The sequence below is a fragment of the Micromonospora sp. NPDC005979 genome (assembly GCF_040614415.1).
Lineage (GTDB): Bacteria > Actinomycetota > Actinomycetes > Mycobacteriales > Micromonosporaceae > Micromonospora.
The window spans coordinates 48,824-75,101 of the sequence record NZ_JBEXUR010000009.1 but is presented as its reverse complement, the minus strand read 5'-3'; the positions used below and the strand labels follow the sequence as shown (position 1 = coordinate 75,101).

Here is a 26,278-nt window from a genome sequence, read left to right as displayed (position 1 = left end):
TCGCAGGCATGACACCACCGCTCGCAGGAAAGATCGCGCTCGTCGCCGGCGCAACCCGGGGCGCCGGGCGACAGATCGCGGTCCAGTTGGGCGCGGCCGGCGCCACCGTGTACGCCACCGGTCGCAGCAGCCGTGCCGGCCGTTCGGAGATGGACCGGCCGGAGACCATCGAGGAGACCGCCGAACTGGTCACCGCGGCCGGCGGCACCGGTATCGCCGTGCAGGTCGACCATCTGGTGCCGGAGCAGGTCCGCGACCTGGTCGCCCGGATCGACGCCGAGCAGGGCGGCCTCGACGTGCTGGTCAACGACATCTGGGGCGGCGACCCGCTCGTCACCTGGGACAAGCCGGTCTGGGAGCAGCCTCTCGACAAGGGGTTCCGCACCCTGCGGCTGGCCGTCGACACGCACATCATCACCAGCCACTTCGCTCTGCCGTTGCTGATCCGTAAGCCCGGTGGCCTGGTCGTCGAGATCGGCGACGGCACGAAGGCGTACAACGACGAGAACTACCGCCTCTCGGTCTTCTACGACCTGGCCAAGACCTCGGTCAACCGGCTCGCCTTCAGCCAGGCGCACGAGCTGAAACCGCACGGCGGCACGGCCGTCGCGCTCACCCCGGGCTGGCTGCGCTCCGAGGCGATGCTGGAGCACTTCGGGGTCACCGAGGAGACCTGGCGCGACGGCGCCGCCACCGACCCGCACTTCCTGATCTCCGAGACGCCCGCCTTCGTGGGCCGCGCGGTGGTCGCGCTCGCCGCCGACGAGGACAGGGCCCGCTGGAGCGGCAAGTCCGTCGACGCGGGCACGCTGTCCAAGGTGTACGGCTTCACCGACGTCGACGGCAGCCAACCGGAGGCCATCCGGTACATCGTCGAGGTGGTCGAGGCGGGTAAGCCGGCCGACGTCACCGGCTACCGCTGACGCCGTCCGCCACCGCCGGGCCGTCGTAGCGTGCGGCGGCCCGGCGTGCCGCGTCCGCCATGCGTCCGCGCAGCTCCGGCGGGTCGAGCGCCTCCACCTCCGGGCCCAGCGCCAGCAGCTGGGCGTACGCGACGTCGACCGTCTCCACCGGCAGCCGCGCCACCACCCAGCCCTGCCCGTCCGGTTCGCTGATGGTGGTGACGACCTCGTCGTACACCTCGGGAGCGTCGACCACGTGCCGGAGCCGGCGCAGGCCGGCGGGGCTCAGCCGGACGGTGACCTCGGCCCGCAGTATGGTCCGCAGGAACGACCCGGCCTGCTCGCGCCAGTGCCCGGCCAGGTCGAAGCCCTCGTTGCGCGCGAACCGCTCGTCGTCCACCTCGACGCCGGTCACCCGGTCCACCCGGTAGGTGCGCATGTCGTCGCCGACCCGACCGACCAGATACCAGGTCGCGTTCTTGAGCACGAGCCCGTACGGCTGAAGGTGCCGGGTCACCTCGTCGCCGCCGCGCCGGTAGCGCAGCCGTACCACCCGGTCGCCCCAGACCGCCCGCGCCAGCTCGGTGAGCCAGGGCGGTGGGGGCGTCTCCTGGAACCACCCCGGAACGTCCAGGTGGAACCGCTGGCCCGTGCGTACGGGAGCGTCGCGCAGGGCCGGTGGCAGTGCGGCGAGCACCTTCAACTCGGCGGCGGCGACCGCGTCGGCCAGACCCATGTCGCCGGCGGGGCCGGGCAGGCCGGCCAGGAACAGGGCCTCCGCCTCGTCGCGGTTCAGCCCGGTCAGCCGGGTCCGGTAGCCACCGAGCAGCCGGTACCCGCCGGCTCGGCCCCGATCCGCGTACACCGGAACACCGGCGGCGGACAACGCCAACACGTCCCGGTAGACGGTCCGCTCGGAGACCTCCAGCTCGTGTGCCAGCTCGCCGGCCGTCATCGAACCGCGCGCCTGCAACAGCAGCAGCAACGAGATCAGTCGGGAGGCTCGCACCCGCCCATCCTGCCTCGTGCCGCTTCGATCACCTGTCGTTAGGCTGCTCGATCGTGGACGCCAGCAGAATCGCCAAACCGGTCACCGGGGCCGTCGGACGCTTCCTCCTCGGGGTGCGGCTGCTCCTGCGCGGGCTGGGCCTCTATGTGCGCAGCCCGAAGCTCATGCTGCTCGGTATCGTGCCGGCGCTGATTTCCGGCGTGCTCTTCGTGGCCGCGTACGCCACCCTCGTCTACTTCGTGGACGACCTCGCCGCCCTGGTCACCCCGTTCGCCGACGACTGGTCGAGCACCGGTCGCAGCCTGGTCCGGGTGATCGCCGGGCTGGCCTTCCTGGGGATCGGCGGCCTGCTCGCGGTGATCAGCTTCACGGCGGTCACCCTGGTCATCGGCGACCCGTTCTACGAGAAGATCTCCGAGAAGGTGGAGGAGCGGCTCGGCGGCACCTCGGACGCCGTGGACGTGCCGTTCTGGTCGTCGCTGCGCCGCAGCACCGCCGACTCCGTACGCCTGGTGGCCCTCACCGCGCTCGTCGGCATCCCGCTCTTCCTCGCCGGGTTCATCCCGGTGGTGGGCCAGACGGTGGTACCGGTGATCGGGGCGGCCGTGGGTGGCTGGTTCCTCGCCGTCGAGCTGGTCGGAGCGCCGTTCTACCGACGCGGCATGCGGCTGCCGCAACGCCGGACGATCCTCAAGGCGGACCGGCCCACCGCGCTCGGCTTCGGAGTCGCGGTCTTCCTGTGCTTCCTCATCCCACTCGGCGCGGTGCTGGTCATGCCGGCCGCCGTCGCCGGCGCCACGCTGCTGGCCCGCCGCTCGTTGGGCCAGTCGATCGAGGAGAGCTGACGTGGAGATCACCCTGATTCAGGGCGACATCACCGACCAGCGGGTCGACGCCATCGTGAACGCCGCGAACTCGTCCCTGCTCGGCGGCGGTGGAGTGGACGGCGCGATCCACCGACGTGGCGGGCCGGCCATCCTGGCCGAGTGCCGGGCGCTGCGCGCGTCCAAGTACGGCAAAGGGCTCCGCACCGGGCAGGCGGTGGCAACCACCGCCGGGAACCTGCCGGCCCGCTGGGTCATCCACACGGTCGGCCCGGTCTTCTCGGCCGCCGAGGACCGGTCGGGGCTGCTGCGCGACTGCTACGCCAACAGCCTGCGGGTCGCCGACGAGCTGGGCGCGTCCACGGTGGCGTATCCCTTGATCTCCGCCGGCATCTACGGCTGGCCGGTCGACGACGCGGTCCGCCAGGCGCTGACGGTGCTCCGCTCGGCCACGCCCGCCACGGTCACGGAGGCCCGCCTGGTGCTCTTCGGCGCGGACGCGCACGCCACAGCCCGCGACGTCTTCGAGGCTGCGTAGGCCTCGTGCGGCTCTCGGCTTGATCACTTGATGCTCACCAGTTGGAAATCGCCTCTGAGAACTGGTCACCATCAAGTGATCAAGGATCTGATGCGCGGCAGGCTCGCGCGGCGCTACCGGTGCCGCCGGTGTCGCCGGTTCCGCCGGTTCCGCCGCAGATCTTGGACAGTTACCGTTCGCTCAGGACGGTAACTGTCCAAGATCTCGTCGTTTGTGGTGCGACTACAGTTCGCCATCGCTGTTGGGTAGGCATAGCGAAAGACCCCGGGCTTGCCCGAGGGTCTTTGTCGATCTTGTTGCTCAGAAGGCGGTGGTCTTCACCCCGTCGACGAAGCTCTGCCAGGTGTGACGGTCGAACCGGAGGGTGCCGCCGTCGCGGTCCTTGGAGTCGCGAACCGCGACAGCCGGAAGGATGACGGCGACCTCGATGCAGTTGCCGCCATTGGAGCTGCTGCGGGTGCTTTTGCGCCAATGGGCGCCGGTCAGGTCATCCATGCTCGCGCTCTCAGAAACTCGACGGTCTGGTCACGCGGTAGCGCTACCGATCTCACGGTATCCCAGACCGCCCAGAGCGGGGCAACCTCATTAGTGATGCGCCCAGCCGCCTGGTCGTCGAGGTAGCCGACGGTCACACCGTCCGGTGTCGCGGCAAGGACGAAGGGTCCGGCCTGACCGGGGTGTAGCCCAGCATTGAGCGGGATCACGTGCACCATCACGTTCGGCCGCTGCGCCATCGCTGCCAGGTGGTCGATCTGTGCGCTCATCAGGTCGGCAGGACCACGGCATAATGCCGCTTCATCGATGACGAAGACCGTCATCGGCGGGCGAGGACGATCGAAGACTGCCTCCTGCCGTCGAAGGCGTGTCTCTACGTAGACCCCGGCATCAGCGCTGAGCGGCCCACTTGTGATGACGGCACGGGCGTATGCCTCGGTTTGAAGAAGCCCGGGGATGACGGACGACTCGTAGCACCGCAGACCCACCGCCTCACGTTCAATGTCGGTCCAGGCCCGGAACCATGCTGGCTCACGACGCTTCAGGACGTCCGGCCACAACTCGTCAATGTCCTTGCCGAGTATCGCGGCGACTTGTGCACGATGCCGCGTCTGCGGGACCCGTCCATGGCTCGCCCACCGCGCGGCGGTCTTCGGGTCCACGCCTACCTGGCCCGCGAGGCTTTCAGCAGTCTCCCCAGCTTCGTTCATCGCGGCCATCACGGCTCGGTTCATCCCGGGTCTGCCGTCCTCTGTCCCGAACGTCCAAAGTGCATAGTGCAGCGCTGTGTGTTCATCCGGCAACGATTGGCAGCCTTCGGATGAGCGGCATTGCTGGTGGAGGTGTAGCCCGGCGGCGGTGCCAGCCCGGGGCCGTTCCGTGGGCGAGCACTCAGGGACGGCCCCTCCCAGACCGCCGGAGGGGGGAGACATGCCCGCACCACCAGGACCGACATTCAGGGCCGGCGACCTGCTCCACCTGTCGGCCACCGCGAGCGTGCAGTTCCTGCGCCCGATCAGCGTTCGGGTCATCCGCGAGTTGCAGTGGGACACGTACGACGGGTGGGTGTGGCTCGACGCGTACGAGCTGGAGGCGCGCGGCGACGCGGTCGCCCGGCGGGAGTTCTACGTGCGGCGCGAAGGCGTGCAGCTACTCAACACCCGCCAGCCCGCGTGCGCCGGATGAGTCCGCGTCTCCGTCCGCATCACGCCGGCCTGCCGCACTGGCGTTGCACCCGCTGCGGCGCCCATTGGCCGTGTTCGGCCGCGCGGCTGTCGCTGCTGGCCCGCTGGCGCGGCGACCGGGTCGGAATGCTGCTCATGTTGACGACGCTCGCGCGGGAGGCGTTCGCCGACGCGCTGCGGCTGGGCCTGCGACCGGACCCGGCGGTCTACGTCGCGCGGTTCCTGGAGTGGACGCGCCCACGCAGCGACAGCTAGTCAGGTGAGGTCGGCCAGGCAGGTCCACTGCGACGCCACCGGGCGGTAGCCCAGCCGGGCGTTGATCGCCAGCATCGGCGCGTTCGACTCGTCGTTGGAGGTGTACGCGATCCGTACGCCGGTCGCGGCGGCCCGGTGCAGCGCCGCCGTCTTGGCCAGCCGGGCCAGCCCCCGTCCCCGGTACGCCGGGACGGAGCAGGTGTAGTCCGACCACATCCGGTCCCCGTCCCGCTTGACCAGGCTGAACGCGGCCACCTCGCCGTCGACCTCGGCGGCGGTGCTGGCCGTCTTGTCCAAGCCGAGGTTGTCCCACACGTCGTACCGCCAGCTCTCGAAGGTGACCGCGTCGACGGGCACGTCACCGGGTTCGTCGACGGCCGAGGCGACGTCCGCCTCGTAGAGCAGGTGCGGGTCCATCTCGGCGATCGGACGTACCCGTACGCCCGGCGGCGGCTCGGGCAGCGCGGGCGGCGGGGTCAGTTCCAGCGCCGAGTAGCGCACCTCGCGGCTGGGCGTGAACCCGTGCCGACTGGCGAAGGGCAACGAGTCCGCCGTGGCCATGGTACGTACACGGCGAACTCCGAGAGGGCGGAGGTGGTCGGTCGCGGCGGTCAGCAGCGCGGTCCCGATTCCCCGGCGGCGATGCTCCGGGTGCACGTGCAGCATGCTGACGTCACCGAAGCCCTGCACCGAGGTCGAGGTGTTGGGCTCGGCGGACGTCCAGCCGACCACCTGGCCGTCGACCTCGGCCACGAGCGCGATCCAGCCCTCGACCGGCGGCGGTTCGGCGATCATCTTGCGGGTCGACTCGACCCCGCGTACCAGGTACGGGTGGACGATCGCCCGCAGGGTCACCACGGCTGCGGCGTCGTCCGGCCGGGCTTCGCGGATGCGCATGTCAGGCCCCCGTCCGTACGGCGGCGACGGCCTCGACCTCGACGAGCTGGTCGGTGTAGCCGAGCACGGCCACCCCCAGCAGGGTGCTGGGCGGATCGTGGTCGCCGAAGAAGTCCCGGACCACCTCCCAGACGGTCACCAGATCCGCCTGGCGCGACGATGCCACGTACACGGTGGTCTTGACGACGTCGGTGAGCCGCGCGCCGGCCGCGCCGAGGGCGGTCTCCAGGTTCGTCATCACCTGCCGGGCCTGCGCGGCGTGGTCGCCCGGTGCGACGGTACGACCCTCGGCGTCGAGCGGGCACGCGCCGGCGGTGAACACCAGCCGGGCGGGCGGCTCGACGGTCGCCGCGTACGCGTACTCGGCGACGTCGGAGAGAGCGGGCACGTGCAGCAGCGCGACAGGATCCGGCATGCCGGCGAGGCTAACGACGATCGCGCACGGTGGCGACGCATTAACGGCCGAGGCAGCAACTTCAGGGTTGTTGCTGCCTCCCGACGCCGGGAAGCAGCAACAACACCGAAATTGCGCGGATCTTGAAGCGGGGCAGCGAGACGGGTCACGCCGACGCGCGGATGATCAGCTCGGTGTCGAGCATGATTGCCGGTTCGATCGCCTCGCCCGCCGCCAGCCTCAGCAGTTGCCGGGTCATGCGTCGGCCGAGTTCGACGATCGGCTGGCGGACGGTGGTCAGCGGCGGCTCGGTGTACGCGGCGGTCTCGATGTCGTCGAAGCCGACCACCGCCACGTCCTCCGGCACCCGCCGGCCGGCCTCGCGCAGCGTACGCAGGGCGGCGTGCGCCATCAGGTCGGAGGCGGCGAACACCCCGTCCAGGTCGGGATGCTCGTTGAGGAGCTGGTGCATCGCCGCCGCGCCGGACTCCCGGGTGAAGTCGCCGACGGCGACCAGTTCGGGTAGTCCGGCGGCGGCGACCGCCTCCCGGTAGCCGTTCAGGCGCTCGATGCCGGCGACCATGTCCGGTGGGCCGGCGATGGTGGCGATCCGCCGCCGACCGCTGTCGATCATGTGCCGGACGGCGGCGCTGACGCCGCCGACGTGGTCGACGTCCACGTACGGCACCGGTACGTCGCCGAGCGGCCGGCCGCTGACCACCACCGGGATGCCGAGGCGGGCCAGCGTGCCGGGCAGCGGGTCGGCGCCGTGCAGCGAGGCGAAGAGCACCCCGTCGACGTGGCGGCCGGTCGTGTACCGCTCGACCCGCTGGTGCCCGGCCGGTGAGCCGGCAAGCATCAGCACCAACTGCTTGTCGGCGGCCTCCAACTCCTGGCTGACGCCCCGGATGATGCCGGGGAAGACCTGGTCGTCGGAGAAGACCCGGGTGGCCGCCTCCGGCATGACCAGGGCGATCGAGTCGGTGCGCTGGGTGACGAGGCTGCGGGCGGCGAGGTTCGGCACGTACCCCAGCTCGGCGACCGCCCGCTTGACGGCCTCCCGGATCGGCTCGGCGACGGTGGTGGAGCCGTTGACCACCCGGGACACGGTGGCCCTGGACACCCCGGCCCGTGCCGCCACCGCCTCCAACGTCGGCCGGTGCGCCGTCGTCATCGTGACTGTCCCCCGCTCGTCACAGCCCGTTCCGGGAGATCACCTCCTGGTACCACCGGGCGCTGGCCTTCGGTGTGCGCCGCTGGGTCAGGTAGTCGACGTGCACGATCCCGAACCGCTTGCGGTAACCCTCCGCCCACTCGAAGTTGTCCAACAATGACCATACGAGATAGCCGCGCAGATCAACGCCCCGGGAGATCGCCTCGTGGGCGGCCCGCAGGTGCCCGTCGAGGTAGGCGATCCGGTCGTTGTCGATCACCTGCCCCAGCCCTTCGGACGACTCGGCGCCCGCCTTGTCTCCGAACGCCGCGCCGTTCTCGGTGATCAGCAGCGGCACGCCCGGGTAGTCGGCGGCGATCCGTTCCAGCAGCCTCGTCAGCCCGGCCGGCTCGATCATCCAGCCCATGTCGGTGAGGGGTCCGCTCGGCGGCAGGAAGTGCACCGCGCCCTCGGTGCCCGGGTATGCGCCGTTGCCGTCGCCGTCGGGCCGTCCCGCCACGTAGGTGGGCGCGTAGTAGTTGAGCCCGAGCAGGTCGATCGGGGCGGCGATCACCTTCTCGTCGCCGTCGTGGATGAACGTCGGCTCGACGATGCGCGCCACGTGCTCGCGTACGTCGTCGGGGTAGCCGCCGGCCAGCAGCGGGTCCAGGAAGATCCGGTTGTGCAGGCCGTCGACCAGCCGGACGGCGGCGGCGTCGGCCGCGCTCTGCGGGTCGGCCGGTCGTACATCTGCCGGGTTGATGGTGATGCCGACGCTGCGCGCGCCGGCCGCGCGCAGCGCCCGCGCGGCCAGGCCGTGCGCCAACAGCAGATGGTGTACGGCGCTGAAGGCGGCCGCCCCGTCCCGCTCACCCGGGGCGTGCACCCCGTTGCCGTACCCGAGGTAGGCCGAGCACCACGGCTCGTTGAGGGTGGTCCAGGTGTCGATCCGGTCGCCCAGGCGGGCGTGCACGGCGGTGGCGTAGGTGGCGAAGTGCTCGGCGGTCTCCCGGTTGGTCCAGCCGCCCCGGTCCCCGAGGCTCTGCGGCAGGTCCCAGTGGTAGAGGGTGACGATCGGGTCGATGCCCCGGGCGAGCAGGGTGTCGGTGAGGCGGTCGTAGAAGTCCAGCCCGCGCGGGTTGACCGGGCCACTGCCGTCGGGCTGGATCCGGGGCCAGGCGACCGAGAACCGGTACGCCGCCAGGCCCAGCTCCGCCATCAGCGCCACGTCGTCGGCGTACCGGTGGTAGTGGTCGCAGGCGACGTCGCCGGTGTGGCCCTGGTAGACCTTCCCGGGCGTACGACAGAAGGTGTCCCAGATGGACGGACCGCGACCGTCGTCGCGGGCCGCGCCCTCGATCTGGTACGCGGCGGTGGCCGCTCCCCAGAGAAAGTGTTCGGGAAATCGGATCTCGTTCACGCCTTGACCGCACCTTCCATGATCCCGCCGATGATCTGGCGACCGAACAGCACGAAGACCAGCAACAGGGGCAGCGTCGCGATGGCCGTGCCGGTGAACACCTGTGACATGTCCTGGTAGTACCCGTCGGACAGCGCACGCAGGGAGAGCTGAACGGTCGGATTGGCCGGGTCGTTCAACACAGCGTACGGCCACAGGAAGTCGTTCCAGGTGGTCATGAACGTGAGCAGACCGAGCACGGCGGCGGCCGGGCGCAGCGCCGGAAGCACCACGTGCCACCAGATGCGCGCGGTGCCGCAGCCGTCCATCCGGGCGGCCTCGATCAGCTCGTCGCTGATGGCCTGGCCGGCGTACTGCCGCATCATGAACACGCCGAACCCGGTGACCAGCACGGGAACGATCACCGCGGGCAGCCGGTCGTTCCACTGCAACTTCGTCATGAGCAGATAGAGCGGGATCACGCCGAGCTGCGTCGGCACCATCATCGTCGCGATGATCACCAGCAGCAGCGCGTTGCGGCCCCGGAAGCGCAGCTTCGCGAAGGCGAACCCGGCCAGGCTGGAGAAGAACACCACCGAGACGGTGACCGTGGTCGCCACGATCACCGAGTTGATCAGGCCGGTCAGGAAGTACGCGTCGGTGTTGTCGAACAGCCGGGCGATGTTCGCGCCCAGGTTGTTGCCCGGCGTGATCGGCGGCGGCAGTTGGCCCATCGCGTCGCTGGTACGGCTGGCGACGACGAACATCCACCAGATCGGGAAGATCGACAGGACGGCGGCGCCGACCAGGGCGAAGTAGGTGAGCGGGCTGGCCCGCCAGAGCCGGCTCATCGGGATCCCTTCCTGCCGGTGCGGGCTGTACCGCTTCGGCCGGTGCCGGCTGTGCCGCCGAGGCGGCGCAGGACCAGCACGTTGACGGCCGCGACGAGGGCGATGAGCGCGAAGAGCAGCCACGCCACCGCTGAGCCGTAGCCGAAGTTGTAGTGCGGCGCGAAGGCGTTCTCGAACATGTACATGGTCAGGGTCTGCGACTCGCGCAGCGGTCCGCCGCGGATCGGGTTGGTGCCGGAGTGGAACATCCGGGGCTCGGTGAAGAGCTGAAGGCCGCCGATGGTGGCGATGATGGTGCAGAAGATGATCGTCGGTTTGAGCAGTGGCACGGTGACCGACCAGAACTGTCTGGCCCGGCTCGCGCCGTCGATCGCCGCCGCCTCGTAGAGGTCCCGGGGGATGGCCTGCATCGCGGCCAGGAGGATCAGCGCGTTGTAGCCGGTCCACCGCCAGTCGACCATGACGGAGATCGCGACCCAGGAGGCGATCCGGTTGGACTTCCACTCGATCGCGTCCAGCCCGATGAGGTCGAGCAGCCAGTTGACCATGCCGAACTCGCGGCCGAAGAGCACCCCGAAGACGATCGCCACGGCGGCCGTGGAGGTGACGTTGGGGACGAGCACCGCCATCCGCCAGCCCGTACGCCCCCGCAGCCCCCGGTTCAGCAGGTTGGCCAACCACAGGGCGGCGAGCAGCTGCGGCACGGTCGAGATGACGAAGATGCCCAGCGTGTTGACCAGCGCGTGCCAGAAGTCCACGTCGGCGAGCAGCCGGGTGTAGTTCTCCGCGCCCACGAACGGATGGTCGGTGCCGAGCAGGTCCCAGTCGTGCAGCGAGACCCAGAAGGTGTACGCCAGCGGGTAGACCCCGAACACCGCGAAGAGCAGGAAGAACGGGGCGATGTAGAGGTACGGCGAGTAGCGGGTGTCGAGGTGGCTCAGAAGAACCGACGATCGGCGGTGGGGTTTGGTCGCCGGTGCGACCGGTGGACGGGCGTCGAGCTGGACGGTCATGCCCGGAGAACTCCTTTCCGTCGTGCGGGCGGGAACCGGGGTCCGGCACCCGCCCGCACGCTGGCTCGGGCTACTTGGCGGCGGCCTTCTTGGCGTTGGTCACCGCGTCCGTCCAGCCCTGCGCGGGGCTGCGCTGGCCCAGCTCCACGGTGCGTACGGCGTTCTCCACCTCGGTACGCACGGCCTGGTTCTTGGGGCCCATGTAGACCGGCTTCAGGCTCTTCGCGCCGGTGCCGAAGATGGACCCGACGGGTGCGTCGGAGAAGTACGCGTTCGTCGACTGGGCGATCGCCGGGTCGTCGAGCGCCTGCGGCGACGACGGCAGCGGCCCCTTGGCCTTGAACGCGCCGATCTGGCCCTTGGCGCTGGTCAGGAACTTGGCCAGCTCGATGGCCTCGGCCTGGTGCTTGCTCTGCTTCGGCACGGCGAGGTGCGACCCACCCCAGTTGCCGCCGTTGCCGGGCACCCGGGCGATGTCCCACTTGCCCTTGGCGGTCGGGCCGGCGTTGCCCTCGATGACCCCGGTCATCCACGCGGGGCAGGCGATGGTGGCGAACTTCGTCTGCTTGAAGGCGGACACCCACTCCTCGGACCACGAGCCGTACTTACCGGAGAGGCCCGAGTCGATGATGTCCATGGTGGTGTCCCAGGCCTGCCGTACGGCCGGGTTGCTGTCGACCACGACGTTGCCGCTGGTGTCGTAGTAGCTGTAGCCGGTGCTGTTGCCGGCGGTCTGCAACAGGATCGTGTTGAAGGTGTTGGTGGCCGCGTCGAGGAAGGACGCCCCGGTCTTGGCCGCGACGAACTTCTCCCCGGTGGCGATGTAGTCCTGCCAGGTGGGCCAGAGCTTCGACACCTCGTCCCGCTCGGTGGGCAGGCCGGCCTTTTCGAAGAGGTCCTTGCGGTAGCACATGGCGATGCCGCCGACGTCGGTGCCGAGACCGATGAGCTGCTTGCCGTCGGCGGTCAGGCCGGCGTTCCACTTCCACTCCAGGAAGTTGCCCTTGAGGTCGGCGGCGCCGTGGTCCAGCAGGTTGACGAAGTTGTTCGGATTCGCCTTGTACTCGACGAGCAGACCCTCCTCGATGGCCACGATGTCGCCGGCGCCCCGGCCGGCGGCGAGCCACTGGGTCAGCTTCGGTGAGTACTCGTCGAGGTTGCTGCCGGTGCCCCGCTCGACGATCTTCACGTCGGGGTGCGCGGCCATGTACTCCTGGTAGAGCTGGTCGTAGCCGAACTGGCCGAAGACGTCGACGGTCAGCGTGATCGGCCCGTCCGCCTCGGCGTCGTCACCGCCGCCGCAGCCGGCGGTCACGAGCAGGGCGGCTGTTGCGGCGAGGGCCACCGCGGCGAGGCGGCGGCGCGGAAGGACAGCCATCGTATGGACCTCTCTCAGTGTGTTGAGGTGGTGGTAGAAGGCCAAGAGAGCGCTCTCACGCCAGCGTGGTGGCTCTCTCGCACCCTGTCAAGAGAGCGCTCTCACGAATCTGTCCATCGATATACGACGAGGGCGTCACCCCGTTGGGAGTGACGCCCTCGGTGCGTACGGTGGCGCGAGATCAGCCGGTACGCAGACCCTCCAGCAGCGCGCGGTCGCCCGTGACGTCGAGCGTCTCGAAGCTGACCCGGCCCCAGAGCGCCAGCAGCAGGTCGCTCGCGGTGCCGCTGACCTGCGCGCGGGCGTGATGGTCGTCGTGGTCGAAGATGGTCGCCGTGTCGAGCAGCGCCACCCCCTCGCCGCGCAGCCGCAGATACCACTCCTGATCCGCGTCGGTCGCCGCGAGCTGGACCACCCCGCGCCAGTCGCCCTTCACCTGCCGCCGGCCGGCCGGCAACCAGGTGTCCAGCACCTCGCTCACGCCGTCGGCGGCCAGCTTCGCCTCGACCGGCTCACCCGCCGCGATGGCGAGCTGGGCGTCCCAGCGGTGCACCGCCGTCTCGTGCGCCATCCGGCGGGGCCAGAAACCGGCCTTCTTCGGCTGCGGGGCCCAGTTCCACGCCGGCGCCTCCGGGTCGAGCCCGTCGAACAGGGTCATCAACTGGTCGTAACCCTGCTGCCAGAGCTGGAGCGCGCTCACGCCGGACGGCACCGCGGACGCGTCCCGGCGGGGTGGCGCCTCGGTGCTGCCCGACCCGGCGAACGAATAAACCCAGTGGTAGATGCCCGCGACGTGCAGAGTGAGATCATTGACCGTCCAGCCGGGACAGGACAGCACGGGTGTCTCCGGCGGCGCCTCGGCAACCGCCGCGGCGAACGCCGGACCCTCGGCCCGGAGTGCCCCAATCCAGAAATCCTTGCTGCCCTGCACTCTGCTCATCGCCATCCTCCCGGGGGTGCCGGGCCACCAGTAGGTGCCACGGCTGCCCATCAGCCTAAGGTGAAAGACGTGTCAGACGCCTACGCCCAGCCGACAACCGAAGCCGATCGTGCCATTCCGGGTCCACTGGCCGGCTACACCACGCTACGGATGGGCGGGCCCGCCGGGCGGATCGTGGCCGCGACCAGCGCCGACGAGATCATCCAAGCGGTCCAGGCCACGGACGATCCGATCCTCGTTCTGGCCGGCGGCAGCAACGTGGTGATCGGTGACGAGGGCTTCCCCGGGACGGTCGTGCTGGTGCGCTCGGGCGGCCTGCGGGTACTCGCCGAGGACGCCGAATCCGTCACCGTCCGTGTCGAGGCCGGCCAGCCGTGGGACGACCTGGTCGCCGCCACGGTCCGCAACGGCTGGGCCGGCCTGGAGTGCCTGTCCGGCATCCCCGGCTCGACCGGCGCCACCCCGATCCAGAACGTCGGCGCGTACGGCCAGGAGGTCGCCGAGACGATCACCGCCGTCGAGGTGTACGACCGCCTCGACGGCACCCGCCAGCTCGTTCCCGCCGCCGACTGCGGGTTCGCCTACCGGGGCAGCATCTTCAAGTACCAGGACCGCTGGATCGTCCTCTCGGTCGACTTCCGGCTCGCCCGCTCGCCGCTGTCCGGCCCGGTGCGCTACGCCGAACTGGCCCGGGCGCTCGGCGTCGAGGTGGGCGACCAGGTGCCGCTGGCCGAGGCCCGGGCGGCGGTGTTGCGACTGCGCGCCGGCAAGGGCATGGTGCTCGATGCCACCGACCCGGACACTCGCTCGGTCGGCTCCTTCTTCACCAATCCGGTCCTCAACCGGTCGACGTACGAACAACTCCTGGAACGCTCCGCCGACCTGGGCGACCCGCCCTCCTGGCCCGGGGCGGACGGCCTGGTCAAGGTGAGCGCGGCCTGGCTGATCGACAAGGCGGGCTTCACCAAGGGCCACCCCGGCCCCGGCGGCGTCGCCATCTCCAGCAAGCACACCCTCGCCCTGACCAACCGCAGCGGCACCGCCAGCACCGGCGACCTGCTGACGCTGGCCAACACCATCCGCGACGAGGTCCACGCCCGCTTCGGCGTGACCCTGCATCCCGAACCAGTCCTCGTCAACTGCGCCCTCTAGCCTCCGGGGGCCAGGGGATGGTCAGCTCGCCCTGACGCCACCGTTGCGGGGTGGACAGGACGGGCCAGCCCTCAGCCTTGAGCTGGGTCACCGCGCGCACCCAGCGTTGGCGGGGGCCGAACGTGGCGTAGGGGGCGGCGGTCCGCCAGGCGTCCTCGAACGCCCCGATCAGGTCGTGGATCGCCTCGCCCGGAACGTTGCGATGGATCAGCGCCTTGGGTAGCCGCTCGGCCAGCTCGGCGGGGCTGCCCAGCGTGGTGAGCTTCGCGGCCAGGGTCAACGTCCGAGGACCGTCCGCGTCGAGGAGCAGCCAGCTCGCCAGACGGCCCAACTCGTCACAGGTGCCCTCGACGAGCACCCCACCGGGGGCGAGCGCGGCGGTCATCGTGCGCCAGGCGTCGTGCACGTCGCTCTCGTCGTACTGTCGCAGGACGTTGAACGCGCGGACCAGCACCGGCCGGAGCCCGGCCAACTCGAAGCCACCCCGGGCGAAGGTCAGACCCGGCGGGTCGGCGGCCGGCGTCGCGGCGGCCACCCGCGCCTGGTCGATCTCCAGCCCGACCAGGCGTACGTCCCGACGGACCCCCGCCGCCAGCCGGGCCCGCAGCTCCACTGCGGTGACCGGCGTCGCGCCGTAGCCCAGGTCCACCACCAGCGGATCGGCCGCGTCCCGCAGCCGGTCGGCGCAGGTCGCCACGATCCAGTTGTCCACCCGGCGGAGCCGGTTCGGGTTGGTGGTGCCCCGGGTGACCACCCCGAGGGGCCGGCGTCGTGGAGCCCCGCTCATGCGTCCGGTCCCGGGGTCAGGAGACCCGGTGCACCTTGTGCTGTGCGGCCTGCGCACGAGGCCGGACCACCAGCCGGTCGACGTTCACGTGCTCGGGGCGGGTGGCGCACCACGCGATGCAGTCGGCCACGTCCTCGGCGACCAGCGGCCCGGGGACCCCGGCGTAGACGGCGGCGGCCCGCTCGGCGTCCCCGCCGAAGCGGACCAGCCCGAACTCCTCGGTCTGCACCATCCCCGGGTCGATCTCGATGACCCGCAGCGGACGGCCGCACAGCTCCAGCCGGAGCGTGCCGGCGATGGCCGTCTGCGCGTGCTTCGCCGCCGTGTAGCCGCCGCCACCCTCGTACACGGTCAGCCCGGCCGTGGAGGAGACCACCACGATGGTCCCCGAGCCGGACTCCTCCAGCGCCGGCAGCAGCGCCTGGGTCACCCGCAGCGTGCCGAGCACGTTCACGTCGTACATCCACTGCCAGTCGTCGAGCGAGCCGGACTCCACCGGGTCCAGGCCGCGTGCGCCGCCGGCGTTGTTGACCAGCAGGGTGACCGGCCCGGGCGCCTGCGCGGCGGCCTCGGCGAGCCCGGCCACCGACTCGTCCGAGGTGACGTCGCAGGTCACCGCGGTTGCCTGCCCGCCAGCGGCGGTGATCCCGGCGACGAGATCGGCGAGACGGTCGGCGCGGCGGGCGGCGGCGAGTACGTGGAAGCCCTCGGCGGCGAGCCGGCGGGCGGTGGCCGCGCCGATCCCGCTGGACGCTCCGGTGACGATGGCGACAGAGGTCATCTGGTCATTGTCACCCGCGCCGCACCGCCAATCCCGACCGGGCGTCGGGCTGTGTCGGCGGGTGTCGGTGATGAGGTCCGTCACGCCGAGCGGCCGCGCCGACGCATTTCCGTTGCCCGATGGGGAAGATGACATCCGGCGTACAGGTTGACCGAGAAGCGCCGGTCGTGCGTGACGGCATTAACCGTGACTGAAGGAGCGGACGTGGCGGAACTGCACACCGGTGTCGGTCGTCAGCGAGGTGCCCGACCGTGGCCCCGGCCCCGCCGCATCGCCACCCTCTCCGTCCACACATCCCCCCTGCACCAGCCCGGAACGGGCGATGCCGGGGGGATGAACGTGTACATCCTGGAAGTCGCCCGGCGGCTCGCCGAGGCCGACGTCGAGGTGGAGATCTTCACCCGGGCCACCTCGGGTGACCTTCCCCCGGTGGTCGAGATGGCCCCCGGCGTGCAGGTTCGGCACATCATGTCCGGCCCGCTCGAAGGGCTGACCAAGGAGGAGCTGCCCGGCCAGCTCTGCGCCTTCACCGCCGGGGTGCTGCGGGCCGAGGCGTCCCGCCCGCCCGGGCACTACGACCTCATCCACTCCCACTACTGGCTCTCCGGCCAGGTCGGCTGGCTGGCCAAGGAACGCTGGGGCGTGCCGCTCGTGCACACCGCGCACACCCTCGCGAAGGTCAAGAACGCCCAGCTCGCGGCCGACGACCGGCCGGAACCGAAGGCCCGGGTGATCGGTGAGGAACAGGTGGTCGCCGAGGCGGACCAACTGGTCGCCAACACCCGCGTGGAGGCCCGCGACCTGGTCGAGCGGTACGACGCCGACCCCGCCCACGTCACCGTCGTGCAGCCGGGCGTCGACCTGGCCCGGTTCCGCCCCGCGCCGGGCGACCGTCACCTGGCCGCCCGTGCCGCCCGCCGCCGGCTGGGGCTGCCGGTCGACGGGTACGTGGTGGCCTTCGTCGGTCGGATCCAACCACTCAAGGCGCCGGACGTGCTGATCCGTGCCGTTGCCGCGTTGCGCGAGCGTGACCCCGCCCTGGCCGACGAGGTGACCGTGGTGATCTGCGGCGGGCCCAGCGGCAGCGGCCTGGACCGGCCGACCGCCCTGATCGAGCTGGCCGCCACGCTCGGCGTCACCGACCGGGTCGTCTTCCTGCCGCCGCGCACCGGGGACGACCTGCCGGCTCTGTACCGGGCCGCCGATCTGGTCGCGGTGCCGTCGCACAACGAATCCTTCGGGCTCGTCGCCCTGGAGGCCCAGGCCTGCGGTACGCCGGTGCTGGCCGCTGCCGTCGGCGGCCTGGTGACGGCCGTGCGGGACCACATCAGCGGGGTGCTGATCGACGGGCACGACCCGGTGGACTGGGCTCGCGCGCTGAGTCGCCTGCTGCCGGACAGCGCCCTGCGGGCCACCCTGTCCCGCGGTGCCGCACAGCACGCGCAGCACTTCTCCTGGGACCGTACGGTGTCGGGCCTACTCGACGTGTACGGCGAGGCGATCGCCGCCCGCCGGGCCCGGCTCGCCGCCGACCTGGCCGGCGACCCGGCGCTCTCCTGCTCCTGGTGACCCCGGGCGCTCGCCACCCGCGTGCGTGCGCCGGGTCGGTCGTAGAGTGGGCCCGGTGAGCCCGAGAAGCGACCTTGAGACCCTCATCGAGTCGGTCTGCGCCGACCGTGATCTGGCCTGGGAGTCGACCGGTCCCGGCTCGTACGCGGTAACCCTGCCGGGCACCCACAAGCTCAAGACGGTCTGCAACCTGATCGTCGGCGAGCACGCGCTACGGATCGAGGCGTTCGTGATGCGCCAGCCCGACGAGCGCCGCGAGGAGCTGTGGGCGTGGCTGTTGCAGCGCAACGCCCGGATGTACGGCGTCTCCTTCTCCATCGACGCGGCCGGCGACGTCTACCTGACCGGGCGGGTCAACCCGGCCGGCGTGGACGCCGACGAACTCGACCGGCTGCTCGGCTCGGTGCTCACCTACTCCGACGAGTCCTTCGACACGATGTTGGAGATCGGCTTCGGCAGTTCGATCCGGCGCGAGTACGAATGGCGCGTCAAGCGCGGCGAGTCGACCGCGAACCTGGCCGCCTTCGCCCACCTCTTCGAGCCGTCCAACCCCAGCCAGCCCTGACAACTCGGGTCCTCACCGGGGCCGCGCGCGGCAACCGGTGCCCATGCTGCCGGCTTGACCAGGCGGGTGTCCGGGGCCGGGAGGGTGGTTTGCCCCCCTTTGCTCTGCTTCAATCCAGGCAACACGTGCGGGCTCCGAGTGTCGCCTGGGTTGAAGCAGAGCAAAGGACACGGGGGGTGCGGGCGCGGCCCCGGTCTCGTACCCACCCGTCGTCGCAGCGGCGTCGACGGACCGAGGATTCGGGCCGTTCCTGGTGGGTATGCCGCGGCGCGCGGTGCGGCAGAGGGACCCCCGCGCGCCGAGGACGGAGTGTCGAGGAGCGGAGCGTCCCATGGCTCAGCGGAACAGCTCAGGTCGCGGCGGGACTGCGACCCGAACCAAACGACAGGCCGGCAATCAGACTCCGGGTACGCCGGCAGTCTCGGAGTCGGCGATCTCCCAGATGCGGGTGGACGACATCCGCGGGCAACTGCGCAAGCGCGGGGTTTCCGGTATCTCCGCCATGCGCAAGCCCGACCTGGTGAAACAGTTGGTGCGCTCGTTGCGCTCGGATGCCGGTGGCGCAGGTCGGCGCAGCACCGGGCCGGCTGGCCGGGCGGCCGGCAGCAGGGCGTCGGCGGGTCGGGCCGCCGCGACGAAGAAGTCGGCGGCGCGGGCGGTGCCGAGTCGCGCGAAGGCCGCGCCCGCGAACAAGAGCGCCCCGGCGAAGCGAGCCGCCGCGAAGAAGACGGCCGCCACGAAGAGAGCCACCCCGGCGCGGAAGACGGCGGCGGCGAAGAAGACGACGGCGGCGAGGTCGACGGCGGCCCGCCGGACCTCCGCGACCGCTCGTACCGCGCCGGCGCGCAAGGCGCCCGCGAAGAAGGCGCCGGCCCGACCGGCCGCCAAGCGCGCGGCTCCCGCGAAGCGGGCCACGGCGAAGAGCGCGGCTCCCGCGAAGCGGGCCACGGCGAGCCGGTCGACGGGTACGGCGGCCGGTGGGATCCGGACCGGGCGGGGCAGCGGACGGTCGGTCCGCAGCTCGCAGGTGATCGCGTCGATCGCCGATCGGCCGGAGCGGCCCGGGCGGAGTCTGATCACCGCGAATCACGAGGTGATCCAGCGCTGGGCGCGAGCGCGGGGCGCGAAGCCGGCGACCATCGCGGGTACCGAACGGGAGGGTCGGGCCGGCGTTCTGACCTTCAACATCCCCGGATATCGGGAAAGCAGCCGGATTCGTGAGATCACCTGGGATGAGTGGTTCCACACATTCGATCTGCGCCGGCTCAATCTGATCTACCAGGAGCAGATGCGCGACGGTCGGCAGAGCAACTTCTTCCGAACCGAGTCACCCGATCGTGAGGACGGGTGAGGTGTTTGCGGGAATGCTCGACGGGTACCCGGCTGTTGCCAGAGACCGAGGCCAGAGCTGGGGATACTCGTCAGTTGTGACCGGCGAGACAGCCCGTCTGGGTTGAATCCAGAATCCGGCCGAACTAGCTTTATTGGGCCGCACCACGCTTGGAAACGTTCGGGGGAGCGGCGGATCGATCAGATCCGTGCACCAGGCGAGGTGCGAGGGGACGGGTGGACCAACCGTTGGGGGACGGTGCCCACCTGTTTGGACCGGCGGCGCGAGCGGGCGATGCTTACGGGGGTGAGTGTTGCCCGCCGCCGCCGGCCCCACGCCGGCGAACGCCCACCAATGACCTTCGGGCCATGGTGGGCGTTTTGCCGTCGTACGGTCAGCTTGTCGGGACCCGGTCTGCGGGTTCCCGGTCGGCGGCCTGGCGCAGCGCTTCGACGTGCCGCTCGCGGGGCGGCCCGGCCAGCAGGTGGCCGACGGCGGCCAGCACGCCCAGCCCGCCCACGATCAGCCAGTGCCGGTCGCCGAGGTACTGCAGGCTCACCCCGCCCAGCATCGGTGCGACAAAGGCTGCCGCGGGAAACGTCAGGTAGAAGACCGACTGGTACCGGGCGCGCAGGTCCGGCGGCGCGAGATCCGCGTTGATCTGCGCGTTGGGCGGCGCGGCGAGCATCGAGCCGACCGTCCAGACCACCGCCGCGCCCAGGTAGACGGCCAGGTGGTCGGCGACCGCGAGCACTCCGAAGCCGACCGCCAGCAGGGCGGTGGAGGCGGCCAGGACGACGGCCTTGCGGCGTCCGTCGATCAGGCGGGGCACGAACAGTTGCCCCACCACGATCAGCGCGCCGCCGAGCGCCACGACCACGCCGTACGCCGATGGTCCGAGGCCGTCCGCGCGCATCGCCAGCGGCATGATCGTCGAGGTCTGCAGGGTGAGGACGGCCAGCACGAAGGTGAGCCCGACGAAGACCAGGAAGATCCGGTCGCTGAGTACGGTCAGCAGTCCCGGTCGGCGGGGCCGGACGGGGCTCGGGTGGCTGGTCGGGGCGACAGGAGCGGGCCGCCGCAGGGTCTCCGGCACCTTCCAGCCGATGACGGCGGCGGCGGTCAGCGTGGCGCCCGCGTCGACCAGGAACAGCGCGGTGAAGCTCGCCTCGGCCACCAGCCCGGCGAGCAGCGAGGCGACCGCCATGCCGAGGTTCAACGCCCAGAACTCCAGGTTGAACGCGCGCGAGCGCCGTTCCGCGGGCACCACGTCGACGATCGCCGCCACGAGCGCCGGGCCGGGCATGGAGTGCGCGACGCCGACCAGCGCGGCGAACGCCGCGATCAGCGGCAGAGGACGGCTGAAGGCCAGCGCCACCATCAGGGTGGCGGTGGCCAGGTGGGCGGCGAGCAGGGTCGACCGGCGACCCCACCGGTCGGCCAGCACGCCACCGAACAGCACGCCGACCGCCCCGCCGGCCCCGTACGCCCCGACGACGACGCCGGCCACCGCCGCGCTGGCACCCCGGGCGTCGGTGAGGTAGAGCGACAGGAAGAGCATGGCGAACGCGCCCGCGCGGTTGATCAGCAGGCCCGCCCAGAGGTACCAGAATGCGCCGGGGAGGCCGCCTGCGGTGTCCTGCCACCAGCGCCGCAGGGCGTGCATGCGACCTCCCGACAGTTCAGTTTCTTAACCGTTTCTCCTGAACGGTAGTCGGGCCTGCGCGCGGTGGTCGTACCGGACTCAGACGGTGGCCTCGGCGGGCTGCGGCGAACGGGTGCACACCGGCGCCGCGACCTCGGCGGCGTGCCGCAGCGCGGTGGCCCGCCGCTCGCGGGCGGGGCCGGACGCCAGGTGGGCCACGGCCGTCAACACGCCGATCGCGGCGCAGCCGAGCCAGAGCGCCGCGTTGCCGACGTGCTCACGCACCAGACCGCCCAGGATCGGCGCGCTCGCACCGGCGATCTGCCAGGAGAGGCCGAACACGCCCTGGTACCGACCGCGCAGTTCGGCCGGGGAGAGCTCGGCGATCAGCGTGGAGTTCGACGGTGAGTTCAGCATCTCGCCGACCGTCCAGATCAGCACGGTCAGCCCGTAGAACCAGGCGCTGCCCGCGAACGCGGTCAGCCCGAACCCGACGCCCATCACCACGGCGGCGACGGCGAGCACCTGCGAGCGGTTGCGCCCCCGGATCAGCCGGGGCACGAAGAGCTGACCGACGACGATGAGGAGACCGTTGAGGGCGATCACCGAGCCGTACGTGGCCGGGCTCAGGCCGGAGTCGCCCATGGCGATCGGCAGCATCGAGATGTGCTGGAGGAACACCAGCGCGGCGAACAGGTTCAGCGTCACGAAGCCGAGAAAGACCCGGTCGGTGAGGATCGTGCGCAGGGCGCCGCGCGGGGCCGTGGTGGCGGCGACGGGAAACCCCCCGTGGCGCGTCTCCGGCACCCGGACGAAGATGATCAACGCGGTGATCAGCATCGTGCCCGCGTCGACCACGAACAGCAGCAGGTAGTCGGCCTGCGCGGCGAGGCCGGCGAGGATGGCGGCGCAGGCGAAGCCGAGGTTGATGGCCCAGTAGTTGAGCGAGAAGGCGCGCAGCCGGTCCCTCGCCGGCACCACGTCGATCATCATGGCCCCGAACGCCGGCCGGGCGGCCTCGGCGAACATGCCGAGCAGCAGGGCGCCCAGCGCGACCGCCCAGAGGTCCCGGGCCAGCCCGAGGGCGAGCATCATGGTCGCCGCCCCGACATGCGCGGTGAGCAGCGTCGGCCGGCGGCCCCACCGGTCCGCGAGGGCCCCGCCGGCGGTGGTGCCGACCGCGCCGCCGACGCCCCAGAGACCGAGCACCAGGCCAGCCTGAGACGGCGAGAAGCCACGTTCCTGGGTCAGGTAGATGGCGAGGAACACGAGGACGAACGAGCCGAGCCGGTTGATCAGGGTGCCGGACCACAGGTACCAGAAGGTCCTGGGTAGGCCCCCGGTGGTGTCCCTGAACCAGCTCCGCATCGTCCGCACGTGGTGCCCCCGCTTACAAGTAATGACCGATCTGACTACCGTGCCTTACGAACCCTAGTGCCGGCCGGAATCGCAGGTCACCCGCTTTTTCACGTGGCGGTCGTCACGACGGGTGCCCGCGTGTCCGCAAGCGGGTTGAGGCAGGATGATCCGCATGACTGCGAGCGAGGGGCCCACCGTCGGGACGCTGGTCCTGCTGCGGCACGGCGAGAGTGACTGGAACGCCAAGAACCTCTTCACCGGCTGGGTGGACGTCGACCTGACCGAGAAGGGCGAGGGCGAGGCACGGCGGGGCGGCGAGCTGCTGCGCGAGCACAGCCTGCTGCCGGACGTCGTCCACACCAGCGTGATGCGCCGGGCGATCCGCACCGCCGAGCTGGCGCTCAACGCCGCCGACCGGAACTGGATCGCCGTGCGCCGGTCCTGGCGGCTCAACGAGCGCCACTACGGCGCCCTACAGGGCAAGAACAAGAAGCAGACCCTTGACGAGTACGGCGAGGAGCAGTTCATGCTCTGGCGCCGGTCGTACGACACCCCGCCGCCGCCCATCGCGGACGACGACGAGTGGTCGCAGGTGGGTGACCCGCGGTACGCGCTGCTGCCGACCGAGCTGATGCCCCGTACCGAGTGCCTCAAGGACGTCGTCGAGCGGATGCTTCCGTACTGGTACGACTCGATCGTGCCCGACATCCTGGCCGGCCGTACGGTGCTGGTGGCCGCGCACGGCAACTCGCTGCGCGCCCTCGTGAAGCACCTCGACCAGATCTCCGACGAGGCGATCGCCAAGCTCAACATCCCGACCGGCATCCCGCTGCGCTACGACCTCGACCCGCAGCTGCGCCCGCTCACCCTGGGCGGCACCTACCTCGACCCGACGGCAGCCAAGGAAGCCGCCGCCGCGGTCGCCAACCAGGGCCGCTGAGTGCAAGGAAGGGCCCCTTGTTATCGCTTTTTGCATAACAAGGGGCCCTTCCCCGCACTTCAGCTGGCGGTGGTTGTGTTCTCCCCGGTGATCAGGTAGATCACGTGCTCGCCAGCGTTCACCGCGTGGTCGGCGAAGCGCTCGTAGAAGCGGCCCAGCAGGGTGGCGTCGATCGCGGTCTCCACCCCGTACGGCCAGTCGTCACCGAGCAGCACCGCGAACAGGCTCTTGTGCAGCTCGTCCATGGCGTCGTCGTCGCGGTCCAACTCGGCGGCGAGGTCGACGTCGGGCTTCGCCAGTACGGAACCGATCTTCGCGGCCATCCGGTCGGCGATGTCGGACATCTCGGTGAAGACCGTTCGCAGCTCGGCCGGAACGGCCGGGGAGGGGTGCCGGCGCAGCGCGGTCTTCGCCACGTGCTCGGCGAGGTCACCCATCCGCTCCAGATCGGCCGCCACGTGCAGCGCGGTGATCATCGCCCGGAGGTCGGAGGCGACCGGCGCCTGTCGGGCGAGCAGGTCACACACCCGCTCCTCGACGTGCCGGTAGAGGTCGTCGATCTCGGCGTCCCGCTCGATGACCGTCTCGGCGGCCTGCCGGTCGGCGGTGAGCAGGGCCCGGGTGGCCTGGCGCATGGCGGCGCGGATGCCCTCGGCCATGTCCACCAGCAGTTGGCTGACGATCTGAAGGTCGGCCCGGAACTCGTCGCGCATCATCACGTCCTGTGGTCGGTCGCCGCCGACGGGTGTCGGCGCAGGGGTTGAGCAGGTGCGACGCCAACGGTAGGGGGCGTTGACGGACCCCGGATGAACCAGAGTGAACGACGCCAGACGTGGGGGTGAACACTTTCGGAAGTGAGGGTGATTCGTCCCGTTCTGTGTGGTAGCCAGGTTAACAATGACCCTACGATCGCCGGGTGGAGTGGGCAGTGGCGGTCGTGGTGGCCGTGGCGTTGGCGGCCGGAGTGGTCGTCGGTCTCCTGCTGCCCCGGTTCCTGCCGGCGCGCGGCGGCTCCACGTCGACGGGTAGCGCGAGCTCCCGCTGGAGCACTGGGAGGCCCGCGATAGCCGACGAGCAGCAGGCCGGGCTCGGCCGTCGGACGATCGACTCGCTCCGGGCCGGTGTCGTGGTACTGGACGACGACGACACCCCTGTCCTGATCAATCCGGCCGCCCGGGCCATGGGGCTCCTACGCACCGGCAGCACACCGGGTTCGATCGCCGCGCACCCGTTGATCCGTACCCTCGCTGGTCAGGTGCGGCGCACCGGCGTGCGGCGCGAGATCGAGCTGGATCTGCCCCGAGGCCGCGACAGCGCGGGGGAGAACCCGCTGGGCGTGCACCTGCGGGCCATGGGTCTCGGGAACGGCTTCATCGCCGTCGAGGCCGTCGACGTGACCGAGTCACACCGGCTGACCCGGGTCCGGCGCGACTTCGTGGCGAACGTCAGTCACGAGCTGAAGACCCCGATCGGGGCGCTGCAACTGCTCGCCGAGGCGCTGCTGGACGCGACCGAGCCGGCCGACGCCACGGCGCCCGACCTCTCCGAGGACCTGGTCGCCGCCCGCCGGTTCGCCGAGCGGATCCAGCACGAGTCCACCCGGCTGGGCCGGCTGGTGCAGGAGTTGCTGGAGCTGACCCGGCTCCAGGGCGCCGAGCCGCAGCCGCCGCCGGAGCCGGTCGCGCTCGACTGGGTGATCGCCGAGGTGGTCGACCGCACCCGGACCACGGCTGCCGCGCGGGGCGTCGAGGTGACGGTCGACGGCGCGCGTGGCCTCACCGCCTACGGCAGTGACAGCCAGCTCGCCACGGCCGTGGCGAACCTGGTCGAGAACGCCATCAACTACTCCGGCGAGGACACCACCGTGCGGGTCACCCTCCGCGGTGACGACGAGCATGTCGAGGTCGCGGTCGCCGACCAGGGCATCGGCATCGCCCCGACGGACGTGGACCGGATCTTCGAGCGCTTCTACCGGGCCGACCAGGCCCGCTCACGTGCCACCGGTGGCACCGGGCTCGGGCTGGCCATCGTGAAACACATCGCGAGCAACCATGGCGGTCGGGTGGAGGTGTCGAGCACTCTTGGCGGTGGGTCGACGTTCACCCTCCGGTTGCCCGCCAGCCCACCCGACGACCTCCTGGCGACACTGCCGCCGGCTGGGATCGAGGCCGGTCCGGCCGAGCTACGGCAGGTCTGACAGCAATGGAAAGGAAATCCCCCTTGAGCCGCGTTCTGGTGGTCGAGGACGAGGAGTCGTTCTCCGACGCCCTGTCGTACATGCTCCGTAAGGAGGGCTTCGAGGTATCGGTCGCCGCGACCGGAACCGACGCCCTCACCGAGTTCGACCGAACCGGCGCCGACATCGTGCTGCTCGACCTGATGTTGCCCGAGATGTCGGGGACCGAGGTGTGCCGGCAGCTGCGGCAGCGCTCGGCCGTGCCGATCATCATGGTCACCGCGCGGGACAGCGAGATCGACAAGGTGGTCGGCCTGGAGATAGGCGCCGACGACTACGTCACCAAGCCGTACTCCCCTCGGGAGTTGGTCGCCCGCATCCGGGCGGTGCTGCGGCGGCAGAGCCCGGAGGTCGCCGAGGCGGGCGCTCCGACGCTGGCCGCCGGCCCGGTGCGGATGGACATCGAGCGGCACGTCGTGACGGTCGAGGGCGGGGCCGTGCAGCTGCCGCTCAAGGAGTTCGAGCTGCTGGAGTTGCTGCTCCGCAACGCGGGCCGGGTGTTGACCCGGGGCCAGCTCATCGACCGGGTGTGGGGCGCCGACTACGTCGGTGACACCAAGACGCTGGACGTGCACGTGAAGCGGCTGCGTTCCAAGATCGAGCCGGAGCCGTCGGCGCCGCGTTTCATCGTCACCGTGCGGGGTCTGGGCTACAAGTTCGAGCCGTGATCGGCCGACCCGAA

General features: G+C 71.0%; 28 protein-coding genes. 12 read left to right on the top strand and 16 right to left on the bottom strand.

Going from position 1 to position 26,278, the window contains the following annotated elements:
• Positions 1–8: 8 nt before the first annotated feature.
• Positions 9–923: an SDR family oxidoreductase gene (locus ABZ272_RS16900; RefSeq protein ID WP_355050855.1), complete on the top strand. Its 915-nt coding sequence runs from the start codon at positions 9–11 to the stop codon at positions 921–923.
• On the opposite strand, the gene ABZ272_RS16895 is transcribed toward ABZ272_RS16900, so the two are convergent.
• A complete protein-coding gene (locus tag ABZ272_RS16895) occupies positions 907–1,911 on the bottom strand; it encodes a WYL domain-containing protein (protein ID WP_355050854.1) in 1,005 nt (334 codons plus the stop codon). The two genes, ABZ272_RS16900 and ABZ272_RS16895, sit on opposite strands and share 17 nt — an antisense overlap.
• Before the next feature lie 53 nt (positions 1,912–1,964).
• On the opposite strand from ABZ272_RS16895, the gene ABZ272_RS16890 reads away from it, so the two are divergent.
• Positions 1,965–2,756 carry an EI24 domain-containing protein gene (locus ABZ272_RS16890; RefSeq protein ID WP_355050853.1) on the top strand — a complete coding sequence of 264 codons (792 nt, stop codon included), beginning with the start codon at positions 1,965–1,967 and terminating at the stop codon, positions 2,754–2,756.
• Between the two features lies 1 nt (position 2,757).
• On the top strand, positions 2,758–3,273 hold the full coding sequence (locus ABZ272_RS16885; RefSeq protein ID WP_355050852.1) for an O-acetyl-ADP-ribose deacetylase: 516 nt from the start codon (positions 2,758–2,760) through the stop codon (positions 3,271–3,273).
• Positions 3,274–3,573: 300 nt separating this feature from the next.
• On the opposite strand, the gene ABZ272_RS16880 is transcribed toward ABZ272_RS16885, so the two are convergent.
• Both ABZ272_RS16880 and ABZ272_RS16875 read right to left on the bottom strand, forming a co-directional pair.
• Positions 3,574–3,759 (bottom strand): DUF397 domain-containing protein, encoded by a 186-nt coding sequence (locus ABZ272_RS16880; protein ID WP_355051022.1) that lies wholly within the window; start codon positions 3,757–3,759, stop codon positions 3,574–3,576.
• On the bottom strand, positions 3,756–4,502 hold the full coding sequence (locus ABZ272_RS16875; RefSeq protein WP_355050851.1) for a DUF5753 domain-containing protein: 747 nt from the start codon (positions 4,500–4,502) through the stop codon (positions 3,756–3,758). The genes ABZ272_RS16880 and ABZ272_RS16875 overlap by 4 nt, the downstream gene beginning before the upstream one ends.
• Positions 4,503–4,698: 196 nt before the next feature.
• Here ABZ272_RS16875 and ABZ272_RS16870 point away from each other — a divergent pair, with 196 nt between their 5' ends.
• Positions 4,699–4,953, top strand: a complete 255-nt coding sequence (locus tag ABZ272_RS16870) for a hypothetical protein (protein WP_355050850.1) — start codon at positions 4,699–4,701, stop codon at positions 4,951–4,953.
• A complete protein-coding gene (locus ABZ272_RS16865; RefSeq protein ID WP_355050849.1) occupies positions 4,950–5,207 on the top strand; it encodes a flavin reductase in 258 nt (85 codons plus the stop codon). The genes ABZ272_RS16870 and ABZ272_RS16865 overlap by 4 nt, the downstream gene beginning before the upstream one ends.
• Here the strand turns inward: ABZ272_RS16865 and ABZ272_RS16860 are convergent, their stop codons facing one another.
• The 8 genes from ABZ272_RS16860 to ABZ272_RS16825 all read right to left on the bottom strand — a co-directional run bounded on the left by ABZ272_RS16860 (position 5,208) and on the right by ABZ272_RS16825 (position 13,232).
• The gene (locus ABZ272_RS16860) at positions 5,208–6,104 is read right to left on the bottom strand and encodes a GNAT family N-acetyltransferase (RefSeq protein WP_355050848.1); all 897 of its coding nucleotides are present in this window, start codon (positions 6,102–6,104) and stop codon (positions 5,208–5,210) included.
• Position 6,105: 1 nt separating this feature from the next.
• Positions 6,106–6,519 carry a RidA family protein gene (locus ABZ272_RS16855; RefSeq protein ID WP_355050847.1) on the bottom strand — a complete coding sequence of 138 codons (414 nt, stop codon included), beginning with the start codon at positions 6,517–6,519 and terminating at the stop codon, positions 6,106–6,108.
• A gap of 145 nt (positions 6,520–6,664) precedes the next feature.
• The gene (locus tag ABZ272_RS16850) at positions 6,665–7,672 is read right to left on the bottom strand and encodes a LacI family DNA-binding transcriptional regulator (protein WP_355050846.1); all 1,008 of its coding nucleotides are present in this window, start codon (positions 7,670–7,672) and stop codon (positions 6,665–6,667) included.
• 19 nt (positions 7,673–7,691) lie between these two features.
• Positions 7,692–9,071 (bottom strand): GH1 family beta-glucosidase, encoded by a 1,380-nt coding sequence (locus ABZ272_RS16845; protein ID WP_355050845.1) that lies wholly within the window; start codon positions 9,069–9,071, stop codon positions 7,692–7,694.
• Entirely contained in the window at positions 9,068–9,901 is an 834-nt protein-coding gene (locus tag ABZ272_RS16840) for a carbohydrate ABC transporter permease (RefSeq protein ID WP_355050844.1), read from the bottom strand. Before ABZ272_RS16840 ends, ABZ272_RS16845 begins: the two co-directional genes overlap by 4 nt.
• Positions 9,898–10,914, bottom strand: coding sequence for a sugar ABC transporter permease (locus tag ABZ272_RS16835; protein ID WP_355050843.1), 1,017 nt, complete (start codon positions 10,912–10,914; stop codon positions 9,898–9,900). The genes ABZ272_RS16840 and ABZ272_RS16835 overlap by 4 nt, the downstream gene beginning before the upstream one ends.
• Positions 10,915–10,984: 70 nt before the next feature.
• A complete protein-coding gene (locus ABZ272_RS16830; protein WP_355050842.1) occupies positions 10,985–12,292 on the bottom strand; it encodes an extracellular solute-binding protein in 1,308 nt (435 codons plus the stop codon).
• Positions 12,293–12,473: 181 nt separating this feature from the next.
• A complete protein-coding gene (locus tag ABZ272_RS16825) occupies positions 12,474–13,232 on the bottom strand; it encodes a maleylpyruvate isomerase family mycothiol-dependent enzyme (RefSeq protein WP_355050841.1) in 759 nt (252 codons plus the stop codon).
• A gap of 126 nt (positions 13,233–13,358) precedes the next feature.
• Here ABZ272_RS16825 and ABZ272_RS16820 point away from each other — a divergent pair, with 126 nt between their 5' ends.
• Complete coding sequence (locus ABZ272_RS16820) at positions 13,359–14,384, top strand: UDP-N-acetylmuramate dehydrogenase (protein ID WP_355051021.1); 1,026 nt, start codon at positions 13,359–13,361, stop codon at positions 14,382–14,384.
• Here the strand turns inward: ABZ272_RS16820 and ABZ272_RS16815 are convergent.
• Both ABZ272_RS16815 and ABZ272_RS16810 read right to left on the bottom strand, forming a co-directional pair.
• Positions 14,368–15,171 (bottom strand): class I SAM-dependent methyltransferase, encoded by an 804-nt coding sequence (locus tag ABZ272_RS16815; protein ID WP_355050840.1) that lies wholly within the window; start codon positions 15,169–15,171, stop codon positions 14,368–14,370. The genes ABZ272_RS16820 and ABZ272_RS16815 overlap by 17 nt on opposite strands.
• A 16-nt stretch (positions 15,172–15,187) precedes the next feature.
• The gene (locus tag ABZ272_RS16810; RefSeq protein WP_355050839.1) at positions 15,188–15,952 is read right to left on the bottom strand and encodes an SDR family oxidoreductase; all 765 of its coding nucleotides are present in this window, start codon (positions 15,950–15,952) and stop codon (positions 15,188–15,190) included.
• A gap of 204 nt (positions 15,953–16,156) precedes the next feature.
• Between ABZ272_RS16810 and mshA the strand changes: the two genes are divergently transcribed.
• The 3 genes from mshA to ABZ272_RS16795 all read left to right on the top strand — a co-directional run bounded on the left by mshA (position 16,157) and on the right by ABZ272_RS16795 (position 19,437).
• Positions 16,157–17,521: a D-inositol-3-phosphate glycosyltransferase gene (gene mshA, locus ABZ272_RS16805; protein ID WP_355050838.1), complete on the top strand. Its 1,365-nt coding sequence runs from the start codon at positions 16,157–16,159 to the stop codon at positions 17,519–17,521.
• 55 nt (positions 17,522–17,576) lie between these two features.
• Positions 17,577–18,086, top strand: coding sequence for a YbjN domain-containing protein (locus tag ABZ272_RS16800; RefSeq protein WP_355050837.1), 510 nt, complete (start codon positions 17,577–17,579; stop codon positions 18,084–18,086).
• 442 nt (positions 18,087–18,528) lie between these two features.
• Positions 18,529–19,437 carry a hypothetical protein gene (locus tag ABZ272_RS16795; RefSeq protein WP_355050836.1) on the top strand — a complete coding sequence of 303 codons (909 nt, stop codon included), beginning with the start codon at positions 18,529–18,531 and terminating at the stop codon, positions 19,435–19,437.
• A 373-nt stretch (positions 19,438–19,810) separates the two neighbouring features.
• On the opposite strand, the gene ABZ272_RS16790 is transcribed toward ABZ272_RS16795, so the two are convergent.
• Both ABZ272_RS16790 and ABZ272_RS16785 read right to left on the bottom strand, forming a co-directional pair.
• On the bottom strand, positions 19,811–21,082 hold the full coding sequence (locus tag ABZ272_RS16790; protein ID WP_355050835.1) for an MFS transporter: 1,272 nt from the start codon (positions 21,080–21,082) through the stop codon (positions 19,811–19,813).
• A gap of 78 nt (positions 21,083–21,160) precedes the next feature.
• Positions 21,161–22,438, bottom strand: coding sequence for an MFS transporter (locus ABZ272_RS16785; protein ID WP_355050834.1), 1,278 nt, complete (start codon positions 22,436–22,438; stop codon positions 21,161–21,163).
• 154 nt (positions 22,439–22,592) lie between these two features.
• On the opposite strand from ABZ272_RS16785, the gene ABZ272_RS16780 reads away from it, so the two are divergent.
• Complete coding sequence (locus tag ABZ272_RS16780) at positions 22,593–23,360, top strand: phosphoglyceromutase (RefSeq protein ID WP_355050833.1); 768 nt, start codon at positions 22,593–22,595, stop codon at positions 23,358–23,360.
• A 59-nt stretch (positions 23,361–23,419) separates the two neighbouring features.
• On the opposite strand, the gene phoU is transcribed toward ABZ272_RS16780, so the two are convergent.
• Complete coding sequence (gene phoU, locus ABZ272_RS16775; protein ID WP_355050832.1) at positions 23,420–24,073, bottom strand: phosphate signaling complex protein PhoU; 654 nt, start codon at positions 24,071–24,073, stop codon at positions 23,420–23,422.
• A 203-nt stretch (positions 24,074–24,276) separates the two neighbouring features.
• Here phoU and ABZ272_RS16770 point away from each other — a divergent pair, with 203 nt between their 5' ends.
• Positions 24,277–25,557, top strand: coding sequence for an ATP-binding protein (locus tag ABZ272_RS16770; protein WP_355050831.1), 1,281 nt, complete (start codon positions 24,277–24,279; stop codon positions 25,555–25,557).
• Between the two features lie 23 nt (positions 25,558–25,580).
• Positions 25,581–26,264, top strand: coding sequence for a response regulator transcription factor (locus ABZ272_RS16765; RefSeq protein ID WP_039906992.1), 684 nt, complete (start codon positions 25,581–25,583; stop codon positions 26,262–26,264).
• Positions 26,265–26,278 lie beyond the last annotated feature (14 nt).

Coding starts and splice junctions, on each gene's coding strand:
- ABZ272_RS16790 (WP_355050835.1), bottom strand. CDS start 21,082: ATGCACGCCCTGCGGCGCTGGTGGCAGGACACCGCAGGCGGCCTCCCC.
- ABZ272_RS16840 (WP_355050844.1), bottom strand. CDS start 9,901: ATGAGCCGGCTCTGGCGGGCCAGCCCGCTCACCTACTTCGCCCTGGTC.
- ABZ272_RS16835 (WP_355050843.1), bottom strand. CDS start 10,914: ATGACCGTCCAGCTCGACGCCCGTCCACCGGTCGCACCGGCGACCAAA.
- ABZ272_RS16870 (WP_355050850.1), top strand. CDS start 4,699: ATGCCCGCACCACCAGGACCGACATTCAGGGCCGGCGACCTGCTCCAC.
- ABZ272_RS16795 (WP_355050836.1), top strand. CDS start 18,529: ATGCGGGTGGACGACATCCGCGGGCAACTGCGCAAGCGCGGGGTTTCC.
- ABZ272_RS16830 (WP_355050842.1), bottom strand. CDS start 12,292: ATGGCTGTCCTTCCGCGCCGCCGCCTCGCCGCGGTGGCCCTCGCCGCA.
- ABZ272_RS16860 (WP_355050848.1), bottom strand. CDS start 6,104: ATGCGCATCCGCGAAGCCCGGCCGGACGACGCCGCAGCCGTGGTGACC.
- ABZ272_RS16900 (WP_355050855.1), top strand. CDS start 9: ATGACACCACCGCTCGCAGGAAAGATCGCGCTCGTCGCCGGCGCAACC.
- ABZ272_RS16810 (WP_355050839.1), bottom strand. CDS start 15,952: ATGACCTCTGTCGCCATCGTCACCGGAGCGTCCAGCGGGATCGGCGCG.
- ABZ272_RS16815 (WP_355050840.1), bottom strand. CDS start 15,171: ATGAGCGGGGCTCCACGACGCCGGCCCCTCGGGGTGGTCACCCGGGGC.
- ABZ272_RS16780 (WP_355050833.1), top strand. CDS start 22,593: ATGACTGCGAGCGAGGGGCCCACCGTCGGGACGCTGGTCCTGCTGCGG.
- phoU (WP_355050832.1), bottom strand. CDS start 24,073: ATGCGCGACGAGTTCCGGGCCGACCTTCAGATCGTCAGCCAACTGCTG.
- ABZ272_RS16865 (WP_355050849.1), top strand. CDS start 4,950: ATGAGTCCGCGTCTCCGTCCGCATCACGCCGGCCTGCCGCACTGGCGT.
- ABZ272_RS16855 (WP_355050847.1), bottom strand. CDS start 6,519: ATGCCGGATCCTGTCGCGCTGCTGCACGTGCCCGCTCTCTCCGACGTC.
- ABZ272_RS16825 (WP_355050841.1), bottom strand. CDS start 13,232: ATGAGCAGAGTGCAGGGCAGCAAGGATTTCTGGATTGGGGCACTCCGG.
- ABZ272_RS16850 (WP_355050846.1), bottom strand. CDS start 7,672: ATGACGACGGCGCACCGGCCGACGTTGGAGGCGGTGGCGGCACGGGCC.
- ABZ272_RS16875 (WP_355050851.1), bottom strand. CDS start 4,502: ATGAACCGAGCCGTGATGGCCGCGATGAACGAAGCTGGGGAGACTGCT.